The sequence below is a fragment of the Marinococcus sp. PL1-022 genome (assembly GCF_033845285.1).
Classification (GTDB): domain Bacteria; phylum Bacillota; class Bacilli; order Bacillales; family Marinococcaceae; genus Marinococcus.
Genome location: NZ_JAWXCX010000003.1, coordinates 38,519 through 58,083, shown reverse-complemented (window position 1 = coordinate 58,083; position 19,565 = coordinate 38,519). Strand labels below are relative to the sequence as shown.

Below are 19,565 nucleotides of genomic sequence, written 5' to 3'. Positions count from 1 at the left end.
TTCGGAAAAATGTTATATGAAGCAATTACTTTAGAGAAGCCTTATGTTTTAGATTATTCTAAGTTACCGCCAGAAATACAATATATTGTTAGAAAATGCACTGAAGAAGATTTTACAGAAAGATTCAATTCCGTAAAAGAATTAAGGGTAAAATTCACTAATGCAATGGATATTTTGCTTGAGGGCGCCAATCACGATTGGCAAAGTATTATTAAAAAGATCCATGAATCTGAGGAAAAACCTTCTACTATTTATTCAGAATTGGCTGAGGCCCTTTCACAAATCGAAGACGATGAAGAAGAAAAGCATGAAGCTTTAATGAATATAACTGGAAACATGTATAAAGTATTATTTGAGTCTTACCCTGATTTAGTTAAAAAGTTAATGCAAGACTTTACTAGGTTTATCAATAGTCAATCTTGGCCATTTAGTTATACTGATACTGTCGGGGATAAATTTTTGGAAATATTCTCTCATATAAACAATGCTAAAATAAGAATTTTGCTTATAAAATCTACGTTGATTTTAAGTGTAAGTCACAATAGATGGTATGTAATGGGCCTTTTTGTAAATATGTTGTATGAAATCAATAATGATGAAGATATAGTGTATGAAGTCTATCATGAATTATCTGATAAAAAGTACGAATTAGATAGAATAAGCAGAAATATAATAATTAAATCAGAACGACTTCATAAAGTTCATAAAAAACTCTTCGATACCAATAGTGGGTAACGAGCTGCATTAATATATTTGAAATCACAAGAAATCTTCTTGTGATTTTTTGTTTTCCCTTCAAATACCTAAGGAAATACAACATTTCCTTAGGGTTTGAATTAGTTTTTGGCGCTGGCTTATTTTATTTTCATTTTGAAATTATATGTATTTCTCTAACTATGTTTTTTTGAATTATATAAAATAATTATAGTATGTGAAATTAATAATAATCTATATAGTTATTAATAATTGTCATGATAATAGTTATTATATATACTATACTTATAATATATATTTTAAAAGAATGATAAACAAAGGGAAGTTTCAAATACGAAAGGAGACGTTTACGATGGCGCAGGCAGAGAAAAAATACACCCGTCGATTAAACCAATCAGGGAATAGTCTTTCAGCTGGAATACCTAAAGCAATTGCTGATCAGCTAGAATTGGCCAAGGGCGACGAACTTAATGTCTATTATAATGAAGAAACTGGGGAAATCATTATGAAAAAAGCGAACCGTTCCTTACCGGAAGGCGTACGGCCAGACGTATTACAAGCAATGAATCGCGCCGTAGATAAATATGACGACGCTCTTCGTAACTTAAAAAACAGGTGATAGCTTGGAGGCAATGATTTATGGAGGTATTTTACTTTTCTGAAGAAGAAATCCTCTTCATTCATTACACTATTATGGAAATGTATAACGACAGCGATCAAGCAGGTGTTAAACAATACGAGAGTTTCCAAACAATGCTGCATCGGCCAAAAACTGAACTATACGGTGAAGAAATGTATCCTTCCATTCCCGAGAAAGCTTGCTGCTATTATCATTCCATTGCTCGGGGTGGTCATATTTTTCGAAATGGGAATAAACGAACGGCTTTAACAGTTTTTGATTCCTTTTTAACCCTTAATGGCTACAAGCTTACACTTACTTCCAAGCAAGCAGAAGATTTCACCGTTTATTTAGCGTATGATGACAAATTCAAAGAGAATGATTGTATTCACTATATAATAGAAGAAATAGGGGAATATATTCAACCTGTATAATGATAGCTTTTTTAAAAAACCTCCAATAAAGACAGCAGAGCTTCAATATATTTTTCGCTCAAAATTATTAATTTTGAGCTTTTTTGTCGTGCTTTTTTCGCCGAGAATCGAGCTGTGTTGCATTTAGAAATAAAACTCTGAGTCGTAGTCTTCTAAATACAAATCTTAGCTTTCTATACATAGATTAAAAAGAGGCTTAAAATATTTCAAGTTTTTTATTTATGTTTACTTAAACTTAAACGTTTCAGTTAACTTAATATTTGGATTATGCGAAAATTATTTGTTCACTTTTTTTATCTCAAAATACGAAAGCCACTTATTATATTGAGATATGGTTTAATAACTTCCGATAAGATAGATTGTGTTAACAATAACCAGGCTATGGAAAGTGGTTTGCCTTCTAAATGGAGGTATCTTTTAATTTGTATGTTGCACCAATCCACTATTTAATACACGTAAAAACCGAGCATGAAGGTTTTAATATCACGCTCGGTCTCTTGCTACTTATAATGAAACTTTGTCATTTGTGTCTGTAGACGCTTCACCAAGCGAAAAGGTAATATGAAGTACTTGAGCAATGGCCAGGAGGGTATCCACTCGAGGTACCGTAATGCCTGCTTCGATACGACCAATCGTTGATTTTGGTTTTCCAATCGCATCTGCCAATTCTTGTTGGGAAAGACCTTGGCGCCGACGCTCGGTTTTGATGGTCGCTGCCAGAGCTGCTTCCTGTTTTAGCCGATCAATGTAAGCTTTTCCCACAGCTTCTTGGTAACGATCGAATGCCTTACTCATCACAATTGCCTCCTTTATTTTAATCGTTTTATTTGGAATCCTTTGCACCATAAGTGTCGTAACAACGTTCGGCTGGGACAATGTCCGGTCGCCGAATCGCGCCGTTATATGTCTTATCAAAATAATGCAGCAGCAACACTTTCTTCCCCTCATGAATCACAAACAATAAACGGTGATTGCCGGTTTTAGCGCCATCGATTCCCCAGCGGTACAGTTCCTCTAGTTCCGTATGTCGATATACCTGTTTGATCGACGGCGGTACAGCATCTCTCCTTGTTTGGTTCTCTTCCGGCGGGTACGGATTATATTCAAGGACCGCTCGCTGTCGAATGTACTGATCCGCGGTTTTGCCCCAGATCCCCTGACGACCTCGTTGTTGCCATTCCTGCGTTGCAGCATCGAATAGCCAATCTTCGAACGCTGGAACATTTCCTAATGCTTGTATGTCATATGCCATCATTGGTCCATCCATTCCTAGGAGAATATCTATACCCTATGATAGCATATAAGCTATCAAAAACAACTTTTCTTTCTTATCACCTCTAATGTTGCCTTTTTTAGAAAAATGATAGACTTTTATGGAAGGCACATGAAACATTAAAAAGCATTGGGCGGATAATGAAGGCCCCCACATCGAAATCATTAACGTTGGATATTGTTGGTTTGTAAGGTATGCGGTGGTGTACGACTAATGATGATCGAACCGATCACGACGATAACCCCCACGACCATCGGAACAGTTAGACGTTCGTTTAACAGGAATGAGCCGAGAAAGATTCCTACCAAAGGAATCAAATAGTTGGAAAACGAAGCGAACACAGGGCCTTCCACATGCACTAAAAGATTGTATAGCCAATAGACCAGGCCCGTTTGAAAGACGCCTAGAATGAGTAAAGCGGGCGTATCTGCCACACGGAACATTATTTCGGAAGTACCCGTCATGAACACCATAGGCCATAGCATGACGGAAGCCATCCATAACACGTTTCGCATGGAACGGACCACGGATTCCCCCGGGAGATACTGCATCAAAATAAGCGCTCCAGCATAACTACCAGCGGCTAGAAGAAGCGCGACAAGTCCTACCGTATCCGGAGAAACGATCGCCGTTTGAGCGCGACCGATGCCAGGAGCGAAAATGATCATAAGACCAATAAAGCCGCTTACGACTCCAAGCGTTTGATGTCGATGCAATCGTTCGCGAAAGACGATCCAAACAATTAATATGGTCCATAAAGGGGTGCTGCCAATAACAATGGAAGCCACGCTGCTGCTCACCCGAGTTTGCCCCCAGGCAACTAAGAAAAAAGGAATCACCGCCTCGAATAAAGCGACAGCCATATATAAGATATAACGGCGTCGATAAAGAAGGGATGGCCTGGAAGCAGATGGAGCACGAGGAAGTAGTAGGGCTACCAACGTCAGTGTGCAGGCTCCTATAGTTGAACGAATGGCTGCTAATGTCATGGGGGCTACCGTGTCTAATACTTGTTCGGCGAAATAAAATTGAGATCCCCACATGATACTAATGCCTAATAAAAACAGGTATTTTTTCATCATCTTGGTCCTTCCGTGATCGATTACTTTGTATCTTTACTATATACAAACGGGCAGGGCCAAAGATAAGGCTTAGATGTGATAGGCTTATCATTTTTTCTGATAGAGGAGGCGATAGGATATGGATATTGAAAATATGAGAGCGTTTGTGACCGTGGCGGAGCGGGCGAGTATCTCCCAAGCTGCCGCCGATCTTCATCATTTGCAATCCAATATGACGGCAAAAATAAAAAAGATGGAAGCTTATTATGAGCAGGAATTGTTTGATCGCCATCCAAACGGCGTCCAATTGACCGAAGCTGGAGAAACGTTATACGAGCAATTTCAACAGATCTTATTGCTATGGCAGGAAACGGAAAAGAAGATGGGGAAGGGGGAGGAACATCTCCGGGTAGGAACCATGATTTCGATGGGTGGGGACATGATAGCCCCCGCCTTAGAAGTTCTATATCAAGCTTATCCTAACCTTACGGTTACGTTCAAAACCGGTTCAACGGAAGAGTTAGAAGCGTGGGTAGCGAAAGGCGAACTGGATATTGCCTATGTGATCGGGGCTCTGCATCAACCAACGATTTATTATGAGGAAGCAGGGAAAGATGAAATGGTGATCATCGGGAAAAATATCCCTTCGGATGCCGATGTTTATACGTACTTAGATGGGAAAGATATGATTACGTTATCAAGCCAATGCTTGTATTTCTCCACGTTGGCCCAGGCGTACACGAAGTACCACCTCAAGCAGGGGAAGATCATCGAAGTGTCGGATTTTGACACGCTCGTTGGCTTTTCCACCATTGGCATGGGCCTGGCGGTCGTATCGAAACACGTGGCCCATCGCTACCACATAACCAACTATCTTGAGATTCCAGCTCCCTACAATACGATCAATGTGTATCGCATCCATCGGGGAAAACATGTCTTTTCAGCCATCGAACGTCAATTTCTGGAACAGATGCCTTCCTAAAATTAAATGAAGGGCGTTGGATTTATGTGCTTATTGCTGATGCCTAACGTTTGTACAATCATTCAAGCAGAATGAACCAAGGAAAAGATTGCTTCTCAAGATGCAAATACTAGGAACGTCAATCAAGCAGGTTCTAATAGATCGCCGCTTCGTTTCTCAAACCCTTAAGCAAGTCCAACATGCTTACATGCTGGACTTGCTCTTTATTTTTATATTCAGACATAAACCGCTAACTTCCGATAATCTACTGTATGTTAACACATTTCGATTTTTAAAATAAAAGGAAACTTCATTAGTGTAGTTGCATTGCTTGCTTTGTGCCATTCAATATAATAGCTAACATATAGACTACCCTGAGATACGCAGACCGGCTCAATATAACCTATGTATTTCGTCGTTCAATGGCGGCAAGTCCAATTTGGCGCCCAATTGATTTTCGATGCAAATAGCAAATAATCGGGCGTTGAGCAATGCGTTGGACTGCTTCATCGATCGCTCCTCTTGTTCCGTGACCACCGACCCAGGTTACTACTTGATCAATCACCTCATGAAACGCATCCACTTCTTCCCGTCGGTCATGATGAAAACCCAAAAGATCTACCAATGCTTTTAACCATGTCTCTTCGGCTCCAAGGAGGGTCTCTTCGTTTCGTCCCTGATCCAGCATTCGAATATTATGCTGGCAGATCTTCATATCAATCTCCATCTGTAACGTGACATCTGTCACTCCTGGATCGGCCATCATTAACATCTTTCCTTTCCGGCCCGTATCCCTATTCATCAATCATGCATGAACTTCATTGATGCTCAGGCGCCTGACCGGCCAATCCGTAAAAAAACAAACCCATGATATCTTCAAAAAAGGCTTCATCGTTGGGATACGTCCGACGAAGCGCCATGAGCTCATCCGCCTGCTGCTGAAAAGAGCGCAAATGAAACAGAATCAGTTCATCCGGGTATTGGTCATGAATTTCTCCATTCTTCCGGGCTTGATGAACGATGGTCATCAGTAGCGGTTGGATCCGGGTACGGGCCAGCTCGTCAATCACCGCTTTCATCTCAGGATCCTGAATCATCCAGGCATACAACCGATCAAAGGAATACGTAGCCGTTGCTTCCTCCTTGATGAAAATGATGCGCCGTACCAGGGTGACAAACGATGGTTCTTCCTCTACCATGCGTTCCATCTCCTCCACATACTGCTCGTAAAACATGCGAAGCGATGCACGAACCAAAGCATCCTTACTCTCAAAATGGTTATAAATACTGACTTGGGAGATATTAGCCGCCGCACTGATATCGCTGATCCGTAAATGGCGCGGATCGGTATGCTGCAACAGTTCCAGCACCGTTCGTTTGATGGTTTCCTGCATTCGTTGCTTACGTCGCTCAAATCCATTCATTCGCCTAACTCCTTTCGGCTTTATTGTAATTTTTGAAATGGTTTTATTTATATATTTCATTATATCATTGACGAGTGGTATCGGGAAGCTTATACTTTTTGTAACGAAATGATATTAATAGTTCATAATTTATTGGGAGGGATAAATATGATTCACGTGCAGCACCTTACCCGGTTGTTTCCCAATGGGAAAGGCATCCAAGACGTTTCCTTTGAGGTATCGGAGGGCGAAGTGTTTGGGTTTTTGGGACCGAATGGCGCCGGCAAATCAACTACAATCCGTCACCTGCTCGGCTACATGAAGCCCCAAAAGGGCCACGCGAGCATTGCTGGTTATGATACCTGGCGGGAACAGCAGGAAGCCCGGGATCGTATAGGCTATTTGCCGGGAGAAATGGCGTTTTTGGAAAACATGACGGGGCGCCAATTTCTTGATTTGATGGCCCGGATGCAGGGGAACCAGAACTCTCAGCGTCAACGGGAATTGATGGATCGACTGCAATTGGACCCGAAGGTCCCCATTCGAAAAATGTCTAAAGGGATGAAACAAAAGGTCGGTATTGTCGCCACCTTTATGCATGATCCCTCGGTCTATATTCTGGATGAACCCACCTCAGGGCTGGATCCGTTGATGCAGCAGACGTTCATTGCGCTCGTCCTGGAAGAAAAAGCGCGGGGCAAGACGTTTCTGATGTCCTCCCACAGCTTTCCGGAAATTGAACGCACCAGTGACCGGGCGGCGATTATCAAAGACGGTCGCATTATCGATATCCGCAATGTGCATGACCTGCAGGCCATGCAGCGCAAACAATTCGATTTAACATTGAAAAACAAAGACGATCTCGCTCGGATCTACCATAAAGACCTTACAGTCGTCGATCAGTTATCAGAGCTGGTCGTCCGGGTGGAAGTGCAGAACGACTATCAAAAATTCTTTCGCCGGCTTTCCGATGTGGATATGGCTAACATCGCCGTCAGCGAACAAAACCTGGAAGACATTTTTCTCGATTATTACCAGCACTCCCCGAAGGAGACCCCGTTATGAACAACGCGCTGTACTGGCAGATGGTCAAATCAAAAATCAGTATCTTTGGGGCCTTTGCGATCGGATCCTCGCTGTATGTCCTCCTGATGGGTTCCATCTATCCAACCATTGCCGATAATACCGAGGACTTGAACCGGCTGTTGGAGATCTTCCCGGAAGCGCTTCTTAACTTTATCGGCTTGGAAGCCCTGACGAACTTTGATCAGTTTTTATCCGCCGAATACTATGGGCTGTTTTTCCTTTTTATTGCCGGAGCCTTCAGCGTGTGGATGGGCGTACAGTCCCTTGCGACTCTGGTGGATCGTGGCTCCATGGCGTATCTGTTATCAACCCGGGTCAGCCGAGGACAAATTGCCGGTACGCAGGCACTGGTCTTACTGACCGGTCTGTTTCTGTTCCTTGCCTTCAACTTTTTGGCTGGGTATCTGGCCGGCCAATGGTTTATGGAAGACGCAAACTCGTTGGATGTTAGCTCATTTCTCTCGATTAACGTTGGTGGCTTTTTGCTTTTCTTTGCCATCAGTGGCTATGCGTTTCTCATTTCGGCTGTCATGAACGACGAACGGCGAGCATTAGGTGTAGCCGGCGGCCTAACCTTTTTGTTTTATGCTCTGGATGTGGCTGGAAGACTCGCTCCCGACATGGAGTGGCTCCGTCACCTCAGCCTGTTTTCACTTTACCGTCCCGCGGAACTGGCCAGCACCACGGGCGACTTCTGGGGGCCCTTTTTGATCTTAACCGCGATCGGGGTGGCACTATTCGCTGGAGCGATTAGCATTTTTCGCCATCGCAATCTGCCCCTGTAAACAGGATTATTACTGTCACAAGCTCTTGGCACCGTACAAGAGCCCTTTCGCTATTTCATGACAAGACGATCGTTACCGATTTCTGTTACTGGTCAAAAGAAATATTTAATAAGGATGCTATGTGTTGGAGGGGCGCGGAAAATCCGGAGTATTCCCGAAAGCTTAGGAGTAATTGTTTAAAAACAGCTGTTTTTATTTCTGTATGTTGGGCTTCTTCCAATAAAAAAGAAAGAATGTCGTTCATTTCTTGTTTTTGAGTATCTGGAATTGATATTTCAGTGGTCACTGCTTGCATCTCCTGTAGCAATGCCCGAAGTCGTTGTTGCTGTTGATGAGGATCGGAATCACGAGACAACTGAAATACGCTATCCTGAAGCAACGGCGTATCTTCTTTCTGCATCATGCCATAAGCCAGTTCATGCATCCGTCGAACCACAAACCACGTTAATGTTTCGACATCCAGCACCGTATCATCGAACAAGAAGAGATGACTTACGGATGTCCGCATGGATTCCAGCAGTAAAGCGCCATCAAAAACGTAAGGAGCGAAAGCGTCCCCGTACATGTTTAACAATATTTTACAATCAATCTCATATGATTGCGCCCTTGTTTGTTGGAACAGATCAAAGAACTGCTGATCAACGATAAAAGACTGTTCTCGAATATTCATGATAATCATATCCCGGTTTTCTTGTAACTCTTTCAAGTAGGCGTGGATCGACCGATAAAACTTGGTTTCTGCCGAAAGATTCTCTTCATTGATATGTTCAATGTGCCTTTGCATCTGTTCATGCGTATGTTGAAAGCTGCTTAGGATCAAATCGTTTTTGGAGGAAAAATACAAATACACGGTGCCTTTGGACACATTACTATGATCCGCGATTTCCTGGATCGACGTGGCATAAATACCTTTTTCGGAAAATAATTTGATCGCTTCTTGAATAATGGTTAATTTTTTATTATTCATGGGAACACCCCTTTTCCTGTCTAGGATTTTAAAACAACTCGGCCGATGACTAATTCGATGACTACATAGTCATTCTATTAAAACACATCTGCTCAAGAACGAGAACCGATCAGTATCGATTTTGTGTCTCCAATGTCCTCCACTGCGGATATGAATGATTTTTTTATTGAGAGTATATATTACTTGAAAATGACTGTATGGTCAGTTATATTTTATGACTGTACAGTCATCAGAATTAAACTTATATGATAAAGGAGCGAAAGTAACACATGAAGTTATGGAATTCGTCGATTAAACGTCCAAAATTTACGATCGTCGTCATGATCGTTTTAGTCCTCTTGGGATCTGTATCACTATCCCGGTTACCCTTGCAGTTGTTTCCCAATGTGGAAGCACCAGCTGCGGCGGTAACCACCAGTTATCCTGGAGCAGGACCGGAAGAAGTACTTAATGAAGTCACGGAAGAAGTCGAGAGCGACCTTTCCGATATTTCGGGGGTCAACGAAATCACCTCTCAGTCGATGGAAGGCTCATCCATTGTCATTATGGAATTTAACCCGGGAACCGAGATTGATGATGTGAAAACCGATATCGTTTCGACGATCAGTCAAACAGGTTTACCGGACAATGCCGGTTCTCCCTCCTTTTTAGAATTCGATCCTTCCATGCTTCCGACCATACAGATGGCTTTATCCGCCGGTGGGGATAACGTGAGCGATTTTCAGGATCAGGCCACCGAATTTCAAAACGAACTTCAACGCACCGAAGGGGTGGCAGACATTTCCGCCTCCGGCACCCTTACGGAACAGTTTGATGTCGCGCTGGACCAAGCAGCTCTAGAAGATAACGGATTAACACAAAGCGCAGTGGTTCAAGCCATTCAAAGCCAGCAAGCCACCGTACCTGGCGGAATTATCGTGAATGAAGACGAGCAAGAAACCATCTCTACACGCGTCATCAGCGATTTATCCTCAGCGGATGAATTAAGCAGTATCACGGTTGGCCAGGGCACAGAGTCCGGCGAATCCATCGCTTTATCCGATGTCGCCTCGGTCTCCCTAAACACGGAAGAACAGAACGTGATTACCCGAGTAAACCAGGACCCGGCCATTCAAATGGGGGTTATGAAGGAAGCCGATGCCAATACGGCTCAGGTTTCCACCAACGTGAATGAAGAAATGACTGATCTGTTGGATGAATCCCAGTACGATGATTTGGATGCGATCACGCTGTTCGATGAAGGTGAATTTATCCAGGATTCCATCGACAGTGTCACAACGGCTTTAATTAGTGGTGGACTTTTAGCGATGGTGGTCCTATTTGCCTTTTTACGGAATTTGAAAACGCCGTTAATCATTGGCATCGCCATCCCATTTTCGGTTATTACCACCTTTGCCCTGTTCTTTTTCACCAATATCAGCCTTAATATCATGACCCTTGGCGGTCTTGCGTTAGGGATCGGCATGCTAGTCGATAACTCCATTGTGGTGGTCGAAAATATCTACCGGCACCTGTCGATGAAAAAAACGCCTAAAGAAGCGGCAGCAGATGGTACCCGGGAAGTTGCTGGGGCAATCACCGCTTCTACCTTGACCACCGTCTCGATCTTCCTGCCTGTTGTTTTCATTACAGGCATCGCCGGAGACCTTTTCGCTCCGATTTCCATTGCGATTGCCTTTAGTTTGTTTGCGTCTCTGTTTGTCGCTGTCACCATCGTTCCGATGCTAGCCAGCCGGCTTCTCAAAGCACCAAACGAGAATCAGGAAAACAAACGAAAAACTTCTACGTTTATGAAAAAAATGGGACAGTTCTCGCGGTGGACCCTTCGAAGACGACTGGTCGTTCTTACTATCACCGCAGTGACATTTCTGATCGGTGCGCTCGGCCTGACAACCACAGGCGTCGAGTTTTTGCCTTCCAGTGATCAGGGGCAAGCAACCGTGGAAGTGGAAATGGAGGAAGGAACCGCCCTCTCCCGCACCGAAGAAACCGTCCAGGCCATTGAAGAACAACTGGACGACGAAAGCGATGTGGAAAACTATTTAAGTACTATTGGTTCCACTGCGCAAAACGCCGGGGTTAGTTCGGAAAGCAATGTTGGAGAAATCACCGTCAACCTCGTCAATCCGGACGACCGGGACGGAAGCACAGATGAATTTGTCGATACGTTCTCCGAGGACATCGAAGATATTGACGAACAAGCAGATATCCAGGTTCAAAGTGCCGCCCAGGCGGGCGTCGGTGGCGAACCCAACACGTATAGTTTCACCATTGAGGATCCTAATGCCGAGCGGTTAGGCAACACCAGTGAAGAAGTGGTCGAGGAGCTGGAGAGCGAAGACACCATTCGCGAAGTGACCAGTACCGAAACGGCTTCCGGCACCGAACTCCAGGCCAATATCGACCGGGAAGCAGCCCGGGATAACGGCCTGGCCCCGGCAGAGATTGCCCAAGCCGTCAACGCGGCCACGAATGGAGAAAGCGCCGGGACCATTACCACCGACAGCAACAACACGTACAGTGTCAATGTGCAATACAATCAAGATGTGCTATCCAACAGAGAGAATTTCGAAAGCATAGAAATTCCGAACCAGGAAGGCGAATATGTACAACTTTCGGAGGTAGCGACCATTGAAGAGGGGGCCGCCCCGACGCAAATCAACCAGGTCGACTCCGTGCGCAGTGCCGAATTCACGGTGCTATATGAGTCTTCTGCCGAACTCAGTAATGTCTCTGAAACCGTGAACGACGTCATCGATGACGTGAATCTGGCTGATAACGCCGAATTTGTCGTTGGCGGCAACCAGGAAATGATTAACGACCTGGCCGCCGAAGCAGCGATCGCTTTTGCGCTTGGTTTAGCGTTCATTTACCTGGTCATGGCGGCTCAGTTTGAATCATTCAAGCAGCCACTGATTATTATGTTCACCGTGCCGCTATTTGTGATCGGCGTGATGTTATCGTTGGTGGTCACGCAGAAGCCGATCAGTGCCATGGCTCTCATTGGGGTCATTGTACTCGCCGGGATTGTGGTCAATAATGCCATTGTGCTTCTCGACTATGTGAACCAGCAGAAAGCCAAAGGCATGGGAACGGTAGAAGCGTTGGTTACCAGTGTCCAGAACCGGACCCGACCGATTTTAATCACCACGATTACGACCATTTTAGGGGTATTCCCTTTGGCCTTAGGGATTGGTCAAGGCTCTGAGACCATTCAGCCGATGGCCATTGTGATCATCGGTGGTCTGTTGAGCAGTACGCTGTTAACCCTGTTTGTCATTCCGGTGATTTACAGCCTGTTTGATAAAACAACTCGACACATGAACAAAAAGTACCTGACGCCGGACGGTCAGATTATTTATCGCCGGGAGTACTTGGAAAACAGTTCCCATGCTACATCTGACGAAACCGATACAACTTCTCGTGAGACATCAGATGATGAACAACCATCAGAACAAACCACTGATCGTTCCACGTATTCGGAAGAAGAAATTTTAGATGCCCTAGAGAACTTGCGCCACCAGAAAAAGCAGTCGGATTCCTCCAAAGACGATCCGAATCGTTCATAAATACGAATCGGAGAAGCCCAGAACTAGCGCTGAGGGCAGGAACATTTCTGCCTTTAGCTTCCTTTCCATGGACGAAGGGCTGTCGATTGCATTTTTCTCCTCCATTCGTCAAAATAGCTTCGATGAGGGAGGCCGTCTCCCTCATTTGAGCGATTAGCTAGTTGCTCTACGGCTCGATATTCAACCATAGCAATGTTCGATGCAAAGCAAGGAGGGAAAGCCATGGGATTCAAAGTTGTCTTTGATTCTGGATTAGCCGGCGAGTACAAGGTGCAAGTCAATGACGAGATCACCTTGACGTATCATTGTGAACACTTTGAACCGGCCAACGCCCCACCATATTTTCTCGTGCATTTTCATACCGACGATGCGTTTGATCCTTCCGAAGGAACGGTGGAATTTGCCGGGACGAACTCACGGGTCGATCACTATGGGCATGTGTTTTATCTCTTATAAGCACGCAAATCAGAACATCGATGCTTTTTAATTTATTCATGTGTAAAAATTCTCATATAGGGAAGAAAGACCATGACCCTATGACTAAAGAAAGAAGGAAAAAATTATGGCTGAACAGCATACGGCCATCGTGACAGGTGGCGCAAGCGGACTTGGGAGAGCAGTAACGTTAAAGCTAGCCGAGCAAGGCGTTAACGTGAGTATTGTCGATATTTCGGAAGAAGCAGGAAACGACGTGGTTCAAGAAGTAGAAAGCCATGGAGCATCGGCGATCTTTGTTAAAGCCGATGTGACCAAACCGGACGAAGTGAAAAATTACGTAGATAAGACAGTGGAAGCTTTCGGGGCTGTGACGATGTTTTTTAACAATGCGGGCATTTCCGGGTCCGGAAAGAAATTTTTGGAGCATAGCATCGAAGACATTGATCAGGTTCTCAATATTAATCTTCATGGCATGTTGTACGGTATCAAGTATGTCGTGGAAGCGATGATAAAAAATGGTGGCGGCAGTATTGTTAATACTTCCTCTTCCGCCGGGCTTGTCGGTCAAGTCGGGGTTGGGACATACTCCGCCACCAAACACGCGACGATTGGGATCACGAAAACCATTGTCGCGGAATATGCTTCCGAGGGAATTCGTGCGAACGCCGTAGCTCCAGGGGCCACAGAGACACCCATGGTGGAAGAATATATGAAGAACAATCCACAAGCCAAAGAAGTAGCCATTGATCCGGTGCCCCAAAAACGATTGGGCACAGCAGAAGAAGTCGCGGAACTCGTGGCGTTCTTGTTGGGAGACAAAGCGAATTATATTAACGGAGCCGTTGTTCCGATTGACGGTGGGTTTACAGCCGTTTAACAAGGACGAGAGAGTTCGCTCAGTGGAGCGGATTCTCTCTTTTTGTTTTCGACAAGCAAAGAGCCAAAATTGTATTACATAGCAAAAGACTCTTCTAACATCCGAAATATACGGTTTGACATGGGACATGATCAAGATACTGTTGGGAACTTCGATTTCGATAACATTCCTTCTCTTTATGAACGTTTCGATATCAAAGCAGTTGCCTCGGCTCGACATACTTGTGATAATGCCTTTTTTGTGCGCTTCTTCCTGAAAGGCATAAGATATGTACTGGCAGTCCTGATCGCTCTGGAGGATCGTGCCGCTGGGCTGGCCCGTACGGCAGGTACTTGATATTTGTGACTCATTTTTCATTCGGCTGCCGGGCCTGAAAGTTAATTCAGCCGATTTGGTACTGAAGGCAGTACTTCTGCATAATACGCTGTACGGTGCACCGATGGTGGACATAAATTCCATGCTCCTTTTCCAACAATCCCCGGATAGTCTGGTGCCCCATCCGAAACTGCAAGGAACGGAAAAGGTCGATGACCTGTTAGTCGAGCCCGGAGGGCTCCCACGACTTCCGAGACCACCTCCTTTCAAGTTCCTAGTACTTTCCCTGCAACGTCTCCTTCACTTCGTAGTACTTTATCTGCTGCCGCAACCGGCCGATTTCGCTGTCTTGCAGGCCTTTGCCGTACGTGTACTGCTTGCCAACCGGTTGGCAAAGACGATGCTCTTCTCCGTTCTGGACCCATATGGCCCATTGCTTGATTTGCCGTACATGCTTAATGCTAAAAGCATTCATAAGCGACCGATCGCTTTACCCTTCCTCCCATTTAGGTCGGGGAACTTTCCGTTTCACTTCTGCTGGATACCGCCGTTTGCTTTCTATCATAAGAAAAACACCTCCATCTGTCGCTACTACTACGAATACGACGTGAGAGGTGTTTTTATCTGTCTCATTTATTTAGGTCACTTCACTTCTTGTACATTAATGTTGAATGGAGAGAATAACACGGCTCATGAACTGTTCGGTTTTTTCTTCGAGGGAATAGCCTTCATCGGTTTTGCACCAATCCAGCATGATGCCCTGCATGATAATAAGCAGGTATTCCGTCATCTCTTCTTCGCTCATGGAAGAAGCAAAGATATTCTTAGCTTGACCGATTTTAATGATTTTCTGTAATGCTTCACTCATATACAAATCCTTATAGTAAGGAACAGGACCTTCCTTGAATAAGGAATATTTAACGATGTTTAACCCTAAAGCCGAAACATGACGGGCCAGCTGAAGAAAAAAACTGATAAGAAGGTCTTCCCCGGCCTGTTGATAATCCTCGGGGTTAAAGTCACGAAAAAGCTCTTCATCAAGTTTTTTAAACATACTCAAATAAATATCTTCTTTGGAATGAAAATAATAATAGAAAGAACCGACGGAGACGTCTGCTTTTTTACTAATTTCTTCGATCGTGACTTCGTCGAAACTTTTATGTTGAATGAGTGTTAAAGCGGCGTTATAGATAGTTTGTTTCGTTTGTATCGCCTGCTGTTTTCTTTTTGTTAATTTGGTATTTTCCATAAAAATGAACTCCTATTCTAATGGTACGGCTTAAAAAAGAGATGTATTCAGTGTATCGGCTACAAAAGGAAGGATCAACTCTTTACGTAAGAGCACGGGTTTGAAAAGCTTAAGCACTATGATTCGAAAAGACATCAAAGGAGAAGTTTTTATTTTTGTTGAACGTAATTCAATGAATGAATTTCAGTTAAAAAGGGAATGCCTCCCATAAGGGCAATAATCCCTTCCTTCGAATGAGAAAGCAGGGCCAGGACCAATAGTTTTCTGAATGTAAGCCATCATTATTAAAAAATATCGAAACAAGGAGTGACGGATGTTGCAAACGAACGCAGGAGCTCCGGCTTTACTATATGTTTACGCTTTTGTGCCCACCGAAGAATATCAGCAAGCGCCAATGGATCCTGTAGAAGGGATGGAAGCAGGGAACAATATCGATTTTTTTGTCCAGGAGGAAATCACAACGGTAGTTTGCCTGGTGCCGGAAGCAGAATTTGCCGAGCAGCAGCTGCAGAAAAATGTGGAGAATATGAAATGGCTGCAGGCGAAAGCCTTCCACCATCATGAAATTATGAAACAGCTACACGACCGTTACACCACCATCCCGTTAACATTCGGCACCATCTTTGAACAGAACGCCAACCTGACAGAGATGATTAAGGATCACAAGGAAGACATTTTATCGAAATTTTCTAGCCTGGCCGGGAAAGAAGAGTGGAACGTCAAAGTGTATGCTGACCAGCAGTTGTTTATCGAGACCGTCGTTCAGGAAAGCGAAGAAATTCAGGCGAAAGAGGCAGAAATTGAAAGCCTACCGGCCGGGAAACGTTTTTTCGAAAATAAAAAAATGAAGCAATTTATAGAGGGGAAAGCGGATGATTATATTGAACAACACTGCACCTCTTTGCATGAAGAATTAAAAACCAGAAGCGAAGGGACAGAAATCAAGAAAAATTGGGAACGAAAAGTGACAGACCGGGAGAAAGACATGGCCTGGAACGCCGCTTATTTAATCGATGCGAACGACCGGGAAGCCTTTATTCAGTTTATTGAAGACCGTCAGGATAAAGAAGAAGCAGCCGGCACCGGATTGGATTTGGAGTGTACCGGGCCATGGCCGTCTTTTCATTTCTCTGAACTCAAAGACAGGAGTGAAACGTATGGCTCGGGACAGTCTTGAAAATAGGGAAGTGTCTTTGCTTGATGTATTGGATTCCGTACTCGAAAAAGGGGTCGTCCTTCAAGGCGATTTAACGATATCGATCGCAGGCATTGACCTTGTGTATGCAGATCTACGGGTGCTGATTGCTTCAGTGGAAACCCTGCGCCAGGCGGAAACCAAAACTCAGAAGGAGTTCATTTCTAATTCACAAATCTCTTCTCATCCAACATAAAGGAGGCAGAGCTCATGGATAAGAATCCACAAGTAACAGAAGCTCAACAGCCAACAGGACGTATTTCTCTCGACCCAGACAAAGCGGAAGAAGGATTGACCCAGTTGGTCATGACCGTGGTCGAACTGCTTCGTGAACTTGTCGAGCGTCAGGCCATGCGACGAGTCGAGGGCGGTGATTTGACAGAGGAACAAATTGAACAGCTTGGAGAAGCTCTCATGCAACTCGAAAATAAAATGGAAGAAATGAAAGAAATATTTAACCTGACCGATGACGATTTAAATATTGATCTTGGCCCCTTAGGAAACTTAATTTAATAGACCATCAAGGAGGATATTCTTTATGAGTGAACAACCTGTACGACGCTCGGCAGAACCGGCTAATACTGATAATTTAGCAGGCGGGCTCGTCGAAATCCTGGAAACAGTGTTGGACAAAGGCGTGGTCATTGCAGGCGATATTAAAGTCAACATTGCGGATGTAGAACTCTTGACTATCAAAATCCGTCTCGTCGTTGCTTCCGTCGATAAGGCCAAAGAAATGGGCATCGATTGGTGGGAAACGGATCCGCATTATTCTTCCAATGCGAAAAAGCTTGAAGATGAGAACCAACGCTTACTCGAACGCGTAGAACAACTCGAATCCTCCGAAGCACCCCAAGAAACGGACCCTAGAAATGAAGAAAATAAAACCTAAAAGAGGGCACGCTAATGATTTTTCGTTATTTCTCCCAAGATATCGACCAATTAGTGAAGCATATTCGGATACAGAAAATGATCAGTTCCTAAATATTAATCTTCATGGCATGCTGTACAGTCTTAAGTATGTTGTTGAAATAATGGTGCAAAATGGGGAAATAGTATTGTAAACACCTTCTCATCCGCCGGGCTTGTTAGCCAAGTGGGGGGTTGGAAATTATTCCGCCACTAAACACGCTACGATTGGAATTACGAAAACCATTGTCGCGGAATACGTCATCGAAAGGATTTGTGAGAACGCCATAGCGCCTGGTGCCACAAAAACGGTTAGGGACGGCGGAGGAAGTCGCAGAACTCGTGGCGTTCCTGTTGGAAAACAAAGCGAATTATATTAACGGAGCCGTGGTTCCGGTTGACGGTAGTTTCACGGCCGTTTAAATCGGTATAAACGTAGAGCATGGAAACTCCTATTTCTCTGACAAGAGGTTTTTGCTGGACAAAATCAAATGAAACCCAAAAAAAGCTCTGAGATGAAACCTTCAGCGTATTTGCGATGCGTTGGGCACTTTCTCATCGGGCTTTTTATTTTAAAGAAGTTAAAACTTTCTTACCGATAAGCGCAATGATGTAAATGACGAAGAGAATCATGCATGCCTGGGGAGATATATTCCTCTAGGCATCTTTTTGTTTCTTCGGCCTTTAAAAAACAAAAGCGAAGAGCACCGTTTCAATGGCCATAGATAAGTACAGCAAAAGAGATAAAATAACCAGATGAAGCTTCTTCAGCTTCAAGGACAGGAGTGTTGCAGCCAAACCCGACAGAACAAGAAGAAACATCAAAAGGAAGATCCCGGAGATGCTCTGATAGAGAGAAAAAGAACCCTCCTGTGTGAATGGAGTGAACCACTCAATCGGCAAGGTAAGAGAAAGGTACACGAGCGTTCCCACCAGGAGAATATTCCAAACCATAATGGACATTATGGGTGAAGTCATAAGCATCAAATCCTTTAACGAGAGGAACGCAACTCCAAGCTACGCCCCATTACGTTTTCTTTTAGCATAAATGGTCGAACGAGGAACGCCCGTCACTTTCACGATATCATTCACACTCATCTTGTTGGTCGCTCGGTTCTCAAAGAGCTGTAAAGCTTGCTGAACAGCCTTATCCGATTGGCCTGGACGACCCATATGCTTCCCCTGGGCTTTCGCACGTTCCCTACCTTCCGTGGTACGCTCCCGGATCAGGTCGGCCTCAAACTGCGCAAAGCTCCCCAGCACGTTAAACAACAGTGTCTGCATGCTGTTGGTATCATCTTTGGAATTAAATTCCATATTATCTTTTAAAAATAACACTGAAATGCCTTCGGACGCCAGTTCATGGACGATATTGTTCAAATCAATAATGGAACGGGCCAGGCGGTCAATTTTTGTCACCACGAGGATATCACCGGGGCGGGCGTACCGAATGGCTTCTCGCAGCTGCTCCCGTTCAATGGCCGTTGTGCCTGTCACTTTCTCGGTAAAGATCCGATGGCAGCCGGCTTCTTCTAGCAACTGCTGTTGGGAGCTGAAATCCTGGTGAAAGGTGGATACACGTGCGTAGCCAATCCGTTGCGTCATTTTGTTTCCTCCAAAGTGTCTAAAAGTCTGTTAGGTATTGTACATCATATTATAGACGAACTTGTAGATGGAAAACACCCCGTTTTTGACGATAAAAACGGGGTG

Annotated in this window: 23 protein-coding genes and 1 pseudogene; 15 read left to right on the top strand and 9 right to left on the bottom strand. The window is 44.3% G+C overall.

Going from position 1 to position 19,565, the window contains the following annotated elements:
• From SIC45_RS16495 to SIC45_RS16485, 3 genes are all read left to right on the top strand, one after another.
• A partial coding sequence (locus tag SIC45_RS16495; protein ID WP_319633067.1) for a hypothetical protein occupies positions 1-735 on the top strand: 735 nt, incomplete at its 5' end.
• A gap of 331 nt (positions 736-1,066) precedes the next feature.
• Complete coding sequence (locus SIC45_RS16490) at positions 1,067-1,333, top strand: AbrB/MazE/SpoVT family DNA-binding domain-containing protein (protein ID WP_319633066.1); 267 nt, start codon at positions 1,067-1,069, stop codon at positions 1,331-1,333.
• Between the two features lie 20 nt (positions 1,334-1,353).
• Positions 1,354-1,767 (top strand): type II toxin-antitoxin system death-on-curing family toxin, encoded by a 414-nt coding sequence (locus SIC45_RS16485; RefSeq protein WP_319633065.1) that lies wholly within the window; start codon positions 1,354-1,356, stop codon positions 1,765-1,767.
• A 504-nt stretch (positions 1,768-2,271) separates the two neighbouring features.
• On the opposite strand, the gene SIC45_RS16480 is transcribed toward SIC45_RS16485, so the two are convergent.
• The 3 genes from SIC45_RS16480 to SIC45_RS16470 all read right to left on the bottom strand — a co-directional run bounded on the left by SIC45_RS16480 (position 2,272) and on the right by SIC45_RS16470 (position 4,122).
• Entirely contained in the window at positions 2,272-2,562 is a 291-nt protein-coding gene (locus SIC45_RS16480) for a helix-turn-helix transcriptional regulator (protein WP_319633064.1), read from the bottom strand.
• 28 nt (positions 2,563-2,590) lie between these two features.
• A complete protein-coding gene (locus SIC45_RS16475; RefSeq protein ID WP_319633063.1) occupies positions 2,591-3,019 on the bottom strand; it encodes a hypothetical protein in 429 nt (142 codons plus the stop codon).
• Between the two features lie 185 nt (positions 3,020-3,204).
• Complete coding sequence (locus SIC45_RS16470) at positions 3,205-4,122, bottom strand: DMT family transporter (protein ID WP_319633062.1); 918 nt, start codon at positions 4,120-4,122, stop codon at positions 3,205-3,207.
• A gap of 118 nt (positions 4,123-4,240) precedes the next feature.
• Between SIC45_RS16470 and SIC45_RS16465 the strand changes: the two genes are divergently transcribed.
• Complete coding sequence (locus tag SIC45_RS16465; protein WP_319633061.1) at positions 4,241-5,083, top strand: LysR family transcriptional regulator; 843 nt, start codon at positions 4,241-4,243, stop codon at positions 5,081-5,083.
• Positions 5,084-5,465: 382 nt separating this feature from the next.
• Here the strand turns inward: SIC45_RS16465 and SIC45_RS16460 are convergent, their stop codons facing one another.
• On the bottom strand, positions 5,466-5,864 hold the full coding sequence (locus tag SIC45_RS16460; protein WP_319633060.1) for a hypothetical protein: 399 nt from the start codon (positions 5,862-5,864) through the stop codon (positions 5,466-5,468).
• A 16-nt stretch (positions 5,865-5,880) separates the two neighbouring features.
• Complete coding sequence (locus tag SIC45_RS16455) at positions 5,881-6,486, bottom strand: TetR/AcrR family transcriptional regulator (RefSeq protein WP_319633059.1); 606 nt, start codon at positions 6,484-6,486, stop codon at positions 5,881-5,883.
• Between the two features lie 147 nt (positions 6,487-6,633).
• Between SIC45_RS16455 and SIC45_RS16450 the strand changes: the two genes are divergently transcribed.
• Entirely contained in the window at positions 6,634-7,530 is an 897-nt protein-coding gene (locus SIC45_RS16450; protein WP_319633058.1) for an ABC transporter ATP-binding protein, read from the top strand.
• A complete protein-coding gene (locus SIC45_RS16445; protein ID WP_319633057.1) occupies positions 7,527-8,336 on the top strand; it encodes an ABC transporter permease subunit in 810 nt (269 codons plus the stop codon). Before SIC45_RS16450 ends, SIC45_RS16445 begins: the two co-directional genes overlap by 4 nt.
• A gap of 85 nt (positions 8,337-8,421) precedes the next feature.
• Here the strand turns inward: SIC45_RS16445 and SIC45_RS16440 are convergent, their stop codons facing one another.
• On the bottom strand, positions 8,422-9,303 hold the full coding sequence (locus SIC45_RS16440; protein WP_319633056.1) for a helix-turn-helix domain-containing protein: 882 nt from the start codon (positions 9,301-9,303) through the stop codon (positions 8,422-8,424).
• Between the two features lie 269 nt (positions 9,304-9,572).
• On the opposite strand from SIC45_RS16440, the gene SIC45_RS16435 reads away from it, so the two are divergent.
• From SIC45_RS16435 to SIC45_RS16425, 3 genes are all read left to right on the top strand, one after another.
• Positions 9,573-12,872, top strand: coding sequence for an efflux RND transporter permease subunit (locus SIC45_RS16435; protein ID WP_319633055.1), 3,300 nt, complete (start codon positions 9,573-9,575; stop codon positions 12,870-12,872).
• Between the two features lie 222 nt (positions 12,873-13,094).
• The gene (locus tag SIC45_RS16430; protein ID WP_319633054.1) at positions 13,095-13,328 is read left to right on the top strand and encodes a hypothetical protein; all 234 of its coding nucleotides are present in this window, start codon (positions 13,095-13,097) and stop codon (positions 13,326-13,328) included.
• A 106-nt stretch (positions 13,329-13,434) separates the two neighbouring features.
• The gene (locus tag SIC45_RS16425; RefSeq protein WP_319633053.1) at positions 13,435-14,187 is read left to right on the top strand and encodes an SDR family NAD(P)-dependent oxidoreductase; all 753 of its coding nucleotides are present in this window, start codon (positions 13,435-13,437) and stop codon (positions 14,185-14,187) included.
• Positions 14,188-14,367: 180 nt separating this feature from the next.
• Here SIC45_RS16425 and SIC45_RS16555 read toward each other — a convergent pair.
• Both SIC45_RS16555 and SIC45_RS16415 read right to left on the bottom strand, forming a co-directional pair.
• A pseudogene (locus tag SIC45_RS16555) lies at positions 14,368-14,695 on the bottom strand (IS3 family transposase); the annotation flags it as partial.
• A gap of 468 nt (positions 14,696-15,163) precedes the next feature.
• Positions 15,164-15,751: a TetR/AcrR family transcriptional regulator gene (locus SIC45_RS16415; protein ID WP_319633051.1), complete on the bottom strand. Its 588-nt coding sequence runs from the start codon at positions 15,749-15,751 to the stop codon at positions 15,164-15,166.
• A gap of 316 nt (positions 15,752-16,067) precedes the next feature.
• On the opposite strand from SIC45_RS16415, the gene SIC45_RS16410 reads away from it, so the two are divergent.
• The 6 genes from SIC45_RS16410 (at position 16,068) to SIC45_RS16545 (ending at position 18,278) form a co-directional block, all read left to right on the top strand.
• Positions 16,068-16,928, top strand: a complete 861-nt coding sequence (locus tag SIC45_RS16410; RefSeq protein WP_319633050.1) for a GvpL/GvpF family gas vesicle protein — start codon at positions 16,068-16,070, stop codon at positions 16,926-16,928.
• A complete protein-coding gene (locus SIC45_RS16405) occupies positions 16,909-17,142 on the top strand; it encodes a gas vesicle protein (RefSeq protein ID WP_319633049.1) in 234 nt (77 codons plus the stop codon). Before SIC45_RS16410 ends, SIC45_RS16405 begins: the two co-directional genes overlap by 20 nt.
• A gap of 14 nt (positions 17,143-17,156) precedes the next feature.
• Positions 17,157-17,459: a gas vesicle protein K gene (locus tag SIC45_RS16400; protein WP_319633048.1), complete on the top strand. Its 303-nt coding sequence runs from the start codon at positions 17,157-17,159 to the stop codon at positions 17,457-17,459.
• A gap of 25 nt (positions 17,460-17,484) precedes the next feature.
• Positions 17,485-17,838 carry a gas vesicle protein gene (locus SIC45_RS16395; RefSeq protein WP_319633047.1) on the top strand — a complete coding sequence of 118 codons (354 nt, stop codon included), beginning with the start codon at positions 17,485-17,487 and terminating at the stop codon, positions 17,836-17,838.
• Between the two features lie 193 nt (positions 17,839-18,031).
• Positions 18,032-18,235: an SDR family NAD(P)-dependent oxidoreductase gene (locus SIC45_RS16550; RefSeq protein ID WP_413645998.1), complete on the top strand. Its 204-nt coding sequence runs from the start codon at positions 18,032-18,034 to the stop codon at positions 18,233-18,235.
• Positions 18,198-18,278 carry a hypothetical protein gene (locus SIC45_RS16545; protein ID WP_413646006.1) on the top strand — a complete coding sequence of 27 codons (81 nt, stop codon included), beginning with the start codon at positions 18,198-18,200 and terminating at the stop codon, positions 18,276-18,278. The genes SIC45_RS16550 and SIC45_RS16545 overlap by 38 nt, the downstream gene beginning before the upstream one ends.
• Positions 18,279-18,872: 594 nt before the next feature.
• On the opposite strand, the gene SIC45_RS16390 is transcribed toward SIC45_RS16545, so the two are convergent.
• Positions 18,873-19,460 carry a recombinase family protein gene (locus tag SIC45_RS16390; protein WP_319633046.1) on the bottom strand — a complete coding sequence of 196 codons (588 nt, stop codon included), beginning with the start codon at positions 19,458-19,460 and terminating at the stop codon, positions 18,873-18,875.
• Between the last annotated feature and the right edge of the window lie 105 nt (positions 19,461-19,565).